Source organism: Rahnella ecdela (genome assembly GCF_019049625.1).
In the GTDB taxonomy this organism is placed as follows: domain Bacteria; phylum Pseudomonadota; class Gammaproteobacteria; order Enterobacterales; family Enterobacteriaceae; genus Rahnella; species Rahnella ecdela.
Map to the genome: position 1 here is coordinate 36,133 of NZ_JAFMOY010000105.1, position 10,926 is coordinate 47,058.

Annotated in this window: 10 protein-coding genes and 3 pseudogenes; 8 read left to right on the forward strand and 5 right to left on the reverse strand. The window is 48.8% G+C overall.

What is annotated here, in order from left to right:
• Positions 1-236 precede the first annotated feature (236 nt).
• The gene (locus J1784_RS02930; protein ID WP_217147945.1) at positions 237-569 is read right to left on the reverse strand and encodes a hypothetical protein; all 333 of its coding nucleotides are present in this window, start codon (positions 567-569) and stop codon (positions 237-239) included.
• 353 nt (positions 570-922) lie between these two features.
• Between J1784_RS02930 and J1784_RS02935 the strand changes: the two genes are divergently transcribed.
• The gene (locus J1784_RS02935; RefSeq protein WP_217147946.1) at positions 923-1,360 is read left to right on the forward strand and encodes a GNAT family N-acetyltransferase; all 438 of its coding nucleotides are present in this window, start codon (positions 923-925) and stop codon (positions 1,358-1,360) included.
• A 138-nt stretch (positions 1,361-1,498) separates the two neighbouring features.
• On the opposite strand, the gene J1784_RS02940 is transcribed toward J1784_RS02935, so the two are convergent.
• Both J1784_RS02940 and J1784_RS02945 read right to left on the reverse strand, forming a co-directional pair.
• Positions 1,499-1,909 (reverse strand): GNAT family N-acetyltransferase, encoded by a 411-nt coding sequence (locus J1784_RS02940; RefSeq protein ID WP_217147947.1) that lies wholly within the window; start codon positions 1,907-1,909, stop codon positions 1,499-1,501.
• A 419-nt stretch (positions 1,910-2,328) separates the two neighbouring features.
• Positions 2,329-3,249 (reverse strand): LysR family transcriptional regulator, encoded by a 921-nt coding sequence (locus J1784_RS02945; protein WP_217147948.1) that lies wholly within the window; start codon positions 3,247-3,249, stop codon positions 2,329-2,331.
• An 81-nt stretch (positions 3,250-3,330) separates the two neighbouring features.
• Between J1784_RS02945 and J1784_RS02950 the strand changes: the two are divergent.
• The 6 genes and pseudogenes from J1784_RS02950 to J1784_RS02975 all read left to right on the forward strand — a co-directional run.
• Positions 3,331-3,792 (forward strand): annotated as a pseudogene (locus tag J1784_RS02950) (MBL fold metallo-hydrolase); the annotation flags it as partial.
• 409 nt (positions 3,793-4,201) lie between these two features.
• Complete coding sequence (locus tag J1784_RS02955; RefSeq protein ID WP_217147949.1) at positions 4,202-5,524, forward strand: MFS transporter; 1,323 nt, start codon at positions 4,202-4,204, stop codon at positions 5,522-5,524.
• Between the two features lie 17 nt (positions 5,525-5,541).
• The gene (locus J1784_RS02960) at positions 5,542-6,705 is read left to right on the forward strand and encodes a mandelate racemase/muconate lactonizing enzyme family protein (RefSeq protein ID WP_217147950.1); all 1,164 of its coding nucleotides are present in this window, start codon (positions 5,542-5,544) and stop codon (positions 6,703-6,705) included.
• A complete protein-coding gene (locus J1784_RS02965; protein ID WP_120508693.1) occupies positions 6,699-7,595 on the forward strand; it encodes a dihydrodipicolinate synthase family protein in 897 nt (298 codons plus the stop codon). Before J1784_RS02960 ends, J1784_RS02965 begins: the two co-directional genes overlap by 7 nt.
• Positions 7,592-8,485 carry a 2-dehydro-3-deoxygalactonokinase gene (locus tag J1784_RS02970; protein ID WP_095925583.1) on the forward strand — a complete coding sequence of 298 codons (894 nt, stop codon included), beginning with the start codon at positions 7,592-7,594 and terminating at the stop codon, positions 8,483-8,485. The genes J1784_RS02965 and J1784_RS02970 overlap by 4 nt, the downstream gene beginning before the upstream one ends.
• On the forward strand, positions 8,475-9,071 hold the full coding sequence (locus tag J1784_RS02975; protein ID WP_119824762.1) for a bifunctional 4-hydroxy-2-oxoglutarate aldolase/2-dehydro-3-deoxy-phosphogluconate aldolase: 597 nt from the start codon (positions 8,475-8,477) through the stop codon (positions 9,069-9,071). Before J1784_RS02970 ends, J1784_RS02975 begins: the two co-directional genes overlap by 11 nt.
• Here J1784_RS02975 and J1784_RS02980 read toward each other — a convergent pair.
• Positions 9,054-9,743 (reverse strand): helix-turn-helix domain-containing protein, encoded by a 690-nt coding sequence (locus J1784_RS02980; RefSeq protein WP_119824764.1) that lies wholly within the window; start codon positions 9,741-9,743, stop codon positions 9,054-9,056. The two genes, J1784_RS02975 and J1784_RS02980, sit on opposite strands and share 18 nt — an antisense overlap.
• A 155-nt stretch (positions 9,744-9,898) precedes the next feature.
• Here J1784_RS02980 and J1784_RS02985 point away from each other — a divergent pair.
• Positions 9,899-10,060: pseudogene (locus J1784_RS02985) on the forward strand (IS630 family transposase); the annotation flags it as partial.
• Positions 10,061-10,127: 67 nt separating this feature from the next.
• Here J1784_RS02985 and J1784_RS02990 read toward each other — a convergent pair.
• A pseudogene (locus J1784_RS02990) lies at positions 10,128-10,352 on the reverse strand (IS110 family transposase); the annotation flags it as partial.
• Positions 10,353-10,926 lie beyond the last annotated feature (574 nt).

Consider the following 10,926-nt stretch of genomic DNA (forward strand, 5'->3'; position numbering starts at 1 on the left):
ACCGAACCGCAGTTGCCCTGCCCCCCGTTGATTAGCACACAGCAATTTAAGTAATGCCATTATCCGTGTTTAGAACAGCTACCAACTTCCTCGCCTCGCTCAGAGCGGACATCTTACCTCGTTAGCATGTCTGCTTCGTGCCAGGAGCGGATGTTGCTTACATCACGGTATGTTGGTTTATTGGGGGCAGGTCAACGCACCTCAATTGGATCTTATATAAGAGATCAACAATTTGCTTATTTTGGTTGATTTTTAGGTTTCCAATATTCGTCTTGAACATTAGCCCAGCAGTCGCCGCCGTGATCTCTATCTCGATACGCGTATGCTTTGGCTACACGATTAGCTGAGAAGGGAATGTAAGCCTTGTCTCTTTTAGTCATTAGCTTAATTCTGGCAACCGCTTGGCTAACAAGTTCGGGGCTTGGAGGTTTTCCATCGAAGTAACCACACAATAAACCCGCATAGCCGTTTTCAAGTTTTGGCAATGGTTTTGAACTAGCAGGCTCATCTGCGATTGCAGGTAATACGCAGAGAGAGGCTAAAAGAATAGCAAATGCATTAATTTTCACTTCCATTTCCTTAAGATTAGAAAAATGTAATGAGCCTAATACCCAAACTTACATCTAAGCTCATGATAGCTTGAAACATTGAGGTCTCGTTCATACACATCGTGTCACCGGTCTTAGACTCATGCTGCGATATACAGGTATAACGTTCTGTCAAATCTTCTGTGCATATCTTAACTTCCGCTTCTGGTACGAAGCAGCCCAATAAAATCCTTTTGGGCTGCTTCGTACCAGGAGCGGACGTTGATGCCTCAGTTGTACAAGTAGAAAAGCAAAGCAGAAAATAAAAGGCTTGAAATTCGACTCTACAACTGTAGATTTAAACAGTTATTTATCCAGCAAATAGGACTTTTGAAATGGATGGCTCGGTTGAAGAGATAAGTTTTGAGATTTGTGAAAACACTGATGCGGAACAATCATTACCTATTGAAGAAGGGCTTAATCATTTCAACGATTTAATGACGGGAATAAGTGACCGTAAACCATTATCTGTATTAATAAAATCGACTAAAACTGGTGAAGTACTTGGAGGAATGCAAGGACGTTCGTCACTGGGTCTCCTTTTTATAGATCTTTTCTATCTTCCGCCGGAGCTGCGGAGAATGGGGCTTGGTACAGATATCCTCAACCGTTTCGAGGATGAAGGGCGAAGAAGGGGCTGCAGAGCTGCATTTTTGTATACGATAAGCTTTCAGGCTCCTGATTTTTACAAAAAGCACGGTTGGGAGGAATTTGGGCGTATTGGCTGCGAGCCGGAGAGTACAAGCCGGATATTTATGAAGAAGTCCTTATAAGATTCATGTTCATCTTTCAACAGGGGCATCCGTTTTTCGCTCACAGCAGACTTTCAGCGTCTGGAACTTGACTGCAGTGCGCCAGAAGCGGAAGTTACTATTAGCGCCGTTTTTAATCAATAGAGAGCACAGCAACCTTCACCGTCCCAAAACCAGGGCCATACCTTCACTTTTTGGGCGAACGCTTTTAAAACCGAATTTTTCATATAGCGCTGGAACATCAGCTACGAGGGTAATATAGGCACCTTCTGACACATGTCGTTCAAACCAGTACATCAAATTCTGCATGATTTTTCGTCCCAGACCGTTTCCCTGATGCTCTGGGTCAACAGCAATATCCACAATCTCAAAGTTCAGAGCACCATCGCCAATAATTCGCCCCATCCCTACAATATGCCCAGCACACTCAATGTGCACCCCGTAACAACTTACGGGAAGTGCGCGTTTCGCAGCCTCAAGAGGACGAGGCGTTAAGCCGGCAATTACGCGTAAACGGCAGAAATCTTCTGCGGGTGGAACCGTGTCAACAAAAACGTATTTTGATTGCATTTTTTAATTCCGGTACAAGGGTAATTTGCGAAAATTAACAATACGGTAACATAATTTGGACATGGATAAAGCCTGGTGGCCGGTTTAAATGTAAAATATCACGATTTATCTGATGAACTAATAAGTGCGTATGTTGTGACATACTGATGTTGGTGGTGTCAGCCCTGAGGCCTTCGAAAAGGCCTCGCCGTGAGGACTGGAACTGTCTACCGGTTCGGGGGCACTCCACATCTATCTGCATCAATCTGTGGGGAGCTGGTCAATGGTATTTTAGTTTAAGGGGGAGCAGGTTAAACAGTCATGACGGCGCGATCGCCCATAGCGGGTACATTGACTAACCGACTGAGGGTATTTATTTCAGAAGGTTTGCTTCCCTGACTCACTTTTTTCCGTTTTCAAACTCACCCTCAGAGCACCTCTCAGCTTTGCATGCGTACGCGCAGTTTCTCCAGCAACCAACGCAATGCGGTATCGTTGTCGCGACGCTTGTTCCAGAGTAGAGAGAGCGTAAAGGGTGGAACTTTGAGCGGGACATCAGCGAATTGCAACCCATAATCGGATTTCCAGCCTGCTGCCAGCCCGTGTGGCACAGTAGCCAGTGCCGGTATCTGCTGTAACAACAGTGGTAAAGATGAGAAATTTGGCGAGACGTAGCGCACCTCTCTTTTACGCCCACAGTCAGCCAAAAGCTGATCGATTGGGCTGCTGCTTGCACCGCGATAGGAGACCAGAAGATGGTCTGTCTCACTATAGACATCGAGGTCTAACGGCGACTGGAGGGACAACTGAAACGGATGCCACACCGTGCAAAAACTCATCCGGGTAACCATTTCTCGTATCACTCCGGCGGGTACCTGCTCCACGACGGAGATCGCCACGTCGACCTTATCCTGCTGCACCTGTTCACCATCCTGGAAGGGATCGGACGCGTTGACCTGCAAGCGAATACCGGGTGCCGTTCGGGCGATATCTGCCATCATTCCTGGCATTAGCCAGCGTTCGACCCAGTCACTCATTCCGAGGCGAAACGTATGCTGGTCCTGTTCGGGGGAAAAACCCGGTACCTTAAAAATCACTTCCTGCATTTGCTCCATCACCGGCAGTAATGCCGTAAACAGAGCTTGCGCGCGTGGCGTCGGTGCCATCCCTTTTGCCGTGCGCACAAACAGTGGGTCGTTAAACATTTCGCGCAACCTTAACAGCGCGCCGCTGACCGCAGGCTGGCCCAGATGTAACTTGCTGGCTGCGCGTGAAACACTCCCCTCCCGATGCAGAACCAGTAGCACGATTAGCAGGTTAAGGTCGACCCGGTTTAAATCATTTTCCCTGATAGTATTCATTATTTTAATCAATTTGAATGATGTTGTTCGCGGCAGGATACTGTCGTCCGAACTGAAATAACAGAACTTATCGAGGATAAAATGAAACTTTTGCTGACTCTGATGACCACCCTGGTGCTCTCCGCAAACGCGTTAGCTGCGCCTGTACCTGTGACCCCTCAGGATACGCAAGCACCGGGCTATTACCGCATGGTGCTGGGCAAGCTACGAATCACTGCCATTTCCGATGGCACAGTGACGATTCCACTGGATAAATTACTTACCCATATTTCCACTGCTAAATTGCGCCAGCAACTGGCGCTGGATTCCCTGACACCGCAGGCAGAGACCTCAATCAATGCCTTCGTTATTGATAACGGCCAGCAACGCGTGTTGGTGGATGCCGGTGCAGGCGATCTATTTGGCCACAATGGCGGTCATCTGCTTGAAAATCTGGCTGCCGCTGGCTATCCGGCGGACAGCATCGATGCAGTCCTGCTGACGCACATTCATGCTGATCACTCCGGCGGTATCTCCCGCCAGGGCAAACCTGAAGTGGTCAACAAAAACTGGCCACAGCTTTAGAGTTTTTCCAGAACAATCATTCGAGTCGCTGAAGGACAACGGTTCTGCTTATTTAGTTCAGAAACCAGCAGATGCGTGACGGAATACTAGATTCTTTATATAACAATGGCATATATGCAAAACTTTCTCGATATAGCGGGTCAAGATCATAGGGATGTAACCAACATGATCATGCCTGTCTGTTTTGGTAACTCTTAGTAATACGAGCCCAGTATATTATCTCAACTGCAACTGCTTCATTATATGAAGCAAAAATTCATTTCAATTTTGATTCATCTCGCTATTCCAACAGTCCATCTCATCTCCCGAGATCTAATCAATATACTCGTCCTATACCTATTAAAAAGTCGTACCAAGACTGAGCCCCTACCTACCCTCGGGAGTTGATATGGACAATACAGAGACCCAATACGCCACAGACTACAGCGGGGCGAGAGAAAAAGTGCCAGCCCGGCGCACAGCTAAAATCATGCTGTCGGCCGGTATCGGTCATTTTATTGAATGGTTTGATTTTGGACTTTACGGAACATTAGCCACCATTATCGCGAGCAATTTTTTTGCCAGTAGCGACCCGGCAATTGCACTGCTTAAATCCTTTGCTGTTTTCGGTTCTGGCTTCTTGATGCGACCGCTTGGCGGGCTGTTCTTTGGCTCGATGGGCGATCGTCTAGGACGGCGTAAAGTGCTGGTCACGGTCATTGTGATCACGTCAATTTCGACCTTTATAATGGGACTTTTACCCACCTGGCACCAGGTAGGCATAATCGCGCCAGTCTTACTGGTATTCACCCGTCTGATACAAGGGTTTGCCGCCGGTGGCGAAAGCTCTGGCGTGATTACTTATCTTGCGGAAAGCGCACAGCCCCACCGCAGAGCCACCTTGACATGCTGGAGTGAAAACTTCAGTTTTTTGGCCTTTGTCTGCGGTTCCGGGTTGGTTCTTTTACTCACCCATACCTTAGGTGAGGAAGTGATGAACGACTGGGGATGGCGCATTCCGTTTCTGCTAGCAGCGCCATTAGGTCTGGGTGGCCTGTATATGCGCCGTAACATGGAGGACTCCGCTGAGTTTCATAAACTTAAAGCCGCCGGAAAGATTGAAAAATCACCTTTGCGCACATCTCTTTCAACTTCGATGTCTGCCCTTCTGTTCTGCACAGGATTTGTGATTGTTAAAGCGGTAAGTAGCTGGGTTCTGCAATCTTTTATGCCCGGTTATCTCTCCACCTATTTGCATTACAGCCGTACCGACTCCTATTTAATTACCACCCTCGGGCTGCTCAGCGTCGCAATTTGTATGCCACTCACCGGCTATCTATCTGATCGTTGGGGACGCAGGCCACTGATGCTGATGGGATGTGGCGGATTCATTTTACTGACTTATCCGGCAATGCTGGTGATGAGCCAGGGATCAGTCGGCTCGTCCATTGCGGCGATGAGCATGCTCGGCGTCTTTGTCGCCATGTTTAATGGGGGTTGCGGCGCAGCTATGGTCGAACTGTTCCCGACCGCAATTCGTTACGGCAGTATTGCCATCGCCTATAACCTGACTGTCGCTGTCTTTGGCGGTGTAACACCATTGGCTTCAGCAAGCCTTATCACCCTAACCGGTGACCCCTTATCCCCTGCATGGTATGTGATGATCACTGCCGCAATCTCGTTTATCGCCGTCTGGTTTGCTAAAGAAACCGCTGGAAAAATTTTGGATTAATGTGCCCAGGAGTCGCAATGAAGATAAGCCATATTGAATGTTTCCCGCTGAAAATTACGCCACAACAAGCCTATCTTGGAGGGAGTGTTGAAGGTCACAACAGCGATTATTACTATCGCCCGGAGTATCGCTGTGTCTATTCGCGAAAAATGGAAACGTGCCTGGTTAAGATCACGACCAATGAAGGGTATGTCGGTTGGGGAGAGGCGCTGGCACCGGTAGTACCTCAGGTGATCGCCGAAGTAATTAACCATCTTTTTGCCCCGTTACTGATTGGCCAGTCGCCGTTCGCCAGTGGGGTACTGAACTCTAAAATGTACGATGCCATGCGCGACCGTGGCCATATTACTGGCTATCACATTGATGCTATCGCCGCGGTGGATATTGCCTTGTGGGATCTGAAAGGCAAGATCCTGCAACTCCCGGTCTATCAATTACTCGGCGGCGCTTATCGCGAGACAATTCCTTGCTATGTCTCTGGGTTGCCCGAACCCGATCTACCTGCCCGCTGTCATCTTGCGAAGCAATGGCAAAACAAAGGTTTTAATGCCTTCAAACTGGCGTTGGGCTATGGGGTACGGGAAGACATCGAAAATGTGAGCGGGATTCGTGAAACGTTGGGCAACGACGCTGATATTTTTCTCGATGCCCACTGGAATTACAGTGTGGCGCAAGCCGCTGAATTGGCAGCTGCCTTGCATCCATTAGGAGTCGGTTTCCTTGAAGCCCCGCTCCTGCCTGAAGATATTGCGGGTCACCGTGAATTGCGGGCGAAAAGTCCCGTCGCTATCGCGATCGGAGAAACCGAGCGCACTCGCTATCAGTTTAAGCCGTTCATCGAGCAACGCGCTGCCGATATTCTGCAACCAGACGTTGGCCGTACCGGCATCAGTGAAATGATGCACATTGCTTCCATGGCTGAAGCCTGGAATCTACAGGTTGCGCCTCATCTTAGCGTCGGCTTAGGTCCTTGCATTGCCGCTTCAATCCAGGTTGCAGCCGCGATCCCTAACCTCTTTATGCTGGAGTACCAGCCACCGGTTTTTGCCATTGCTAATCAGCTACTCACCACACCACTGGTGTGTGAGCAGGGACATTACCAAAGACCTGAAGGCCACGGTCTGGGTATTGAAATTAATGAAGAACGTGTTCGTGAATATGTCATGGGGGCAACATGTTAAAGGGTAATGTGCCAATTCTGGCAACGGCATTTGATAAGCTAGGTAACGTTGATTTCACTTCAATTGAAAAACTGGTGCGGTTCTTGTTGAGCCAGGGTATTGACGGCCTGGCGCTGTTTGGCAATGCCTCAGAAGGCTATGCGCTAACCAGTGGAGAGAAAGAAGCGCTATTCCATTGTGTAAAACGACTGACCGGAAGCTTGCCGCTGGTCGCTGCTGCGGGAGGAGCCAGCTCAGCCGTTGCCATCGAGGATATTAATCGCGTTAAGCAATGGGGCGCTCAGGTGGCGATGGTCAACCCACCCTCAGTGGTTAAACCCGGCCCGGATGAGATTTTCCATTTTTATCGCGACATCTGTCATGCCTGCGATATAGAAATAATGATCCAGGATGCGCCGATGATGACCGGGGTGACGATACCGGTCACCACGCTGGTCAAGCTTTGCCAGGCGTTTGCCGCAATCAAATACATTAAAGTTGAACAACCGCCGACCACTCTCAAAATCACAGCGCTCAAAAATGCCCTCGGTGATAGCGTCGGCTTGTTTGGTGGGCTCAATGCCGGCTTCTTATATGAAGAGCTTCGCCGCGGCGTGATTGGCACCATGCCTGCCTGCGAGTTTCCCGATGTGATCAATGCCATTCTGCGGGCCTTTGCGCGCAATGAACAGGAAGCACAGGCGCAATTTTATCGCTATCTTCCCTTCCTGCGTTATGGGGTTCAACCGGGTATTGGCGTAGCCATCCACAAAACCGTTTTGCATAAAGCTGGCATTTTTGCCACGGACTACGTTCGCGAACCGGCAAAACCGATAGATGATATCACACGGGATGAACTGCAAAATCTCACTGCTGCATTGCCACTGGCAGTCTTCGGAGCGAGCCAATGAACTACATTGCCGTAGATTGGGGTACCAGTAATTTCCGCGCGCTGAGTGTACGTAATGGCGTCGTCACACGCATGGTTGAAGACACGTGCGGGGTGGGAAAATGCCAGCGCGAGCAGTTGCCTGATATTCTGCGCCAGCAATTGCTGCGCCTAAAGGATGCTTGGGACGCACAGCTCCCTGTTATTCTGTGTGGCATGATTGGCAGTAATATCGGCATTGCCGATGCCGGATACCTGGAGCTGCCACTCAGTTTTGCCGCCTTACTTGGCAAAGGTCGCGAGCTTAAGGGTGTACTCTCCAATCCCCTCACTTTGCGCCCGGGTATATGCGACCGCCGCGTTAATGAAGTGTGCCGGGGTGAGGAGATGCAACTCGCGGGCGCATTAACGTTAACCGATGCCAGCCGCTTCGCCGCCGTGGGGACGCACAGTAAATGGATAACCGTTGATCGCTCGAAACAGCAGGTTGAGAGCTTACGCACCCTCATGACCGGTGAACTTTATCATTTCGTTGTTAACCATTCAGTGGTGGGTAAAGGTCTGCCCGAACAAATAGATTCCACGTCGGCATTTATCGACGGGGTCAACACTGCGCAATCTTTTGATTACCCTGCCAGTGATATTATTACCGAGCTATTTCGTAGCCGCGGGCGATATATTCTTGGTGCCATAGAGCCACGCCATGCCGCAAGCTACCTTTCAGGTTTACTTATTGGCTACGAAATCCTGACCGGGCAGCAAGAGAGTGAAAGTATCTGCTTTATCGGCAATCGCACCTTGTTGTCACTGTATCGCCAGGCCTGCGATGTGCTATCTGTCAGTTGCACCACCCTTGAAGCTGAAACCACAATCATTGCCGGACTGAATGAGGTTTTTCGCGATGATCAATAGTGCAAAAGTCGTCGCCATTCTGCGGGGGATCACCGCAGAGGAGGCGATAGAACATGTCGCCTGTCTCCTGGAATATGGTATCAATACGGTGGAGATCACCACCAACTCCCCTGGCTGGGATCAGAGTGTGCAACAGATTAGTCACCAGTTTGGCGAACGGGTGCGAGTGGGAGCCGGGACGGTGCTCACGCCTGAGCAGGTAGAAACCAGTGCCTTACGCGGAGCAGGATTTATTTTAACGCCCAATCTTGATTTCCGTGTTGTCACGGCTGCAAAGCGTCATGGTCTGGATATCTGTGCCGGCGTTTTTACCAGTAGCGAAATATTCTCGGCTTGTGAGATGGGAGTGGATGTGCTGAAAATTTTCCCTGCTGCGGCGCTGCCGGTTAACTATCCCCAATTGATCAAGGGCCCGCTGTCACAAGCAAGCCACTTCTGCGCAGTGGGGGGTGTTGATATTGAAAATGCATCCGATTATTTACAGTATTACGACAGCGTAGGAATTGGTTCTGCACTCTACCGTTGTGGGCAAAGTGTGGCGACTACGGCTGAACGCTGCCAGCAGTTACTACAGAATGGGAAATGATTCTCTACTGATTTTCTGTGCTGCAGTCATTAAAAATTGGCGAAAACTATCAATATTGAGTTTGTCACCCTGAATATTAGACAATGCTATGGCTGCTTGCATGCCAGGAATAATACAGGCCAGTCGGTAATCTGTCTGGCTGTATACTTTTTCAAATACCTGATGTCGCCTTGCCTCTTGTATATCATTTTTCAACAAATTGTGGTCATGGACTCCAATGCGAGCGACTATTTCTTCATCACTCATGGCAGAGAGTAGTTTGATGCCAATGACTGAATCATGAATCGGATAGGACTCGTAATTTCCGATAGCACGGGCGATACTTTTCCCACCACGGGTATGGATTAAATACGTCACATTCTTCCCGCTTAATATACCAACAACAATAGAAACAGAGTGACTACCAATTTCCTCTAGCATTCCCAACACTGCGCTATAAAAGGTTGAGTTATGTATCGCACGGGCAGAGAGCTGGTGGATACCCATCCCTAGGCTATATTTTTTTCGTTTATCTTGCTCCACCATCTCCAGTGACAATAAAGTCTGCATCAACCGAGTGACTTTTGCTGAATCCAATTCCAAAGTCCGCCCCATCTCCCTGATACCTAAAGCACGATTTCCGGAGGACAATAATTTCAAACAACGAAATGCATCATAAACTGTGTTGTTCATCTCATACCTCAATTATGGGAAGTGATATTTATATCCCTCATTTAAACAGTGCTAAATAGCTTCGCAAAATAGTAGATCACTTAGAGGGAACTCAGCCCGGATTGTGCGATCTGATTAATCGCCAAAAAGAAACAAACCACCAACCGGACTGAGAGATGCCGATCATAGCAGCTATCCCTGATGAAGAACGACTGTTGATGCGTTAAGAAGCACAGCAAACCCTCGATAAAAATCATGCCGGACATCTCATTGCCATGCTGATGCTGCATCAGGGAATGACGGTCACCGACGTCGCCAGAATACTTTGCGCCGCCCGTTAATCCGTTGGAGGGTGGATAAATTGGTTTACCCAGTGTGCAGTCATGCCCCGTCCTTCCGACCTTTGGCATTGAGAAAGTTGCGGATCGTGTCGCGCCTGGCTCGTTTCAGTTGTTGCAGACTGGGCCAGCGTGTAATCAGCTCACACAATAGTAAGCTACTCCGATGTGAGAACCACTCCAAGGGCTGAGGATAATACTGTTTATGTGTGTTGATTATCCGGTTCACAAAACGGCGTTTATCTTCAACCAGCTGACGGCGCTGCTCAACCAGTTGCTGGAGTAACTTAACTTAGAGGTAACCTAGAACGAAGACCGGGCGAAGGTGGGGCGAAAAAATGACGAGAGTTATCAAGTTGCGCGTAAAACCTCGCCCTTTATGAACTGCACCCCATAAATTGCACCTTACTCAGTTAGTGTCCAACTTTTGGGGTGCAGTTCATTTAGGGCGTGGAGTATGTCAAACGTAATCAATCACTTTGATTTCATCCGCGCGCTTCGTGTCGCCACGATGGTGAGGTTTGGCCTTGTGCCATATCGTTCTCACTTGCCTGTCACTAAGCAAATACTTTTAGTTTATCCACACGCTCTTTCATCACATAAAAGGGTTGCATTCATTCCATTGCGCGTAGGCAGATTTTGTTTCTTTTCTATTGTGCCTGAGACAGGTGAACGCTGAAATTTGTGTTCAAATCGCATGGGTGATGAAGAACATTCGTTATAGTGGTTGCCACTGTTCCGACCCTGTAAATAATTCTGTGTAACTGCCATCGTATTAAAGGTGAGCGCTCAGGCGGTCACCGAACTCGATAATAAAACGACTCATCGCCAGCCGCCAGTTTTGGATCGGCATACTCCATTTCTTT

Coding starts and splice junctions, on each gene's coding strand:
- J1784_RS02940 (WP_217147947.1), bottom strand. CDS start 1,909: ATGCAATCAAAATACGTTTTTGTTGACACGGTTCCACCCGCAGAAGAT.
- J1784_RS02960 (WP_217147950.1), top strand. CDS start 5,542: ATGAAGATAAGCCATATTGAATGTTTCCCGCTGAAAATTACGCCACAA.
- J1784_RS02965 (WP_120508693.1), top strand. CDS start 6,699: ATGTTAAAGGGTAATGTGCCAATTCTGGCAACGGCATTTGATAAGCTA.
- J1784_RS02970 (WP_095925583.1), top strand. CDS start 7,592: ATGAACTACATTGCCGTAGATTGGGGTACCAGTAATTTCCGCGCGCTG.
- J1784_RS02935 (WP_217147946.1), top strand. CDS start 923: ATGGATGGCTCGGTTGAAGAGATAAGTTTTGAGATTTGTGAAAACACT.
- J1784_RS02975 (WP_119824762.1), top strand. CDS start 8,475: ATGATCAATAGTGCAAAAGTCGTCGCCATTCTGCGGGGGATCACCGCA.
- J1784_RS02980 (WP_119824764.1), bottom strand. CDS start 9,743: ATGAACAACACAGTTTATGATGCATTTCGTTGTTTGAAATTATTGTCC.
- J1784_RS02945 (WP_217147948.1), bottom strand. CDS start 3,249: ATGAATACTATCAGGGAAAATGATTTAAACCGGGTCGACCTTAACCTG.
- J1784_RS02955 (WP_217147949.1), top strand. CDS start 4,202: ATGGACAATACAGAGACCCAATACGCCACAGACTACAGCGGGGCGAGA.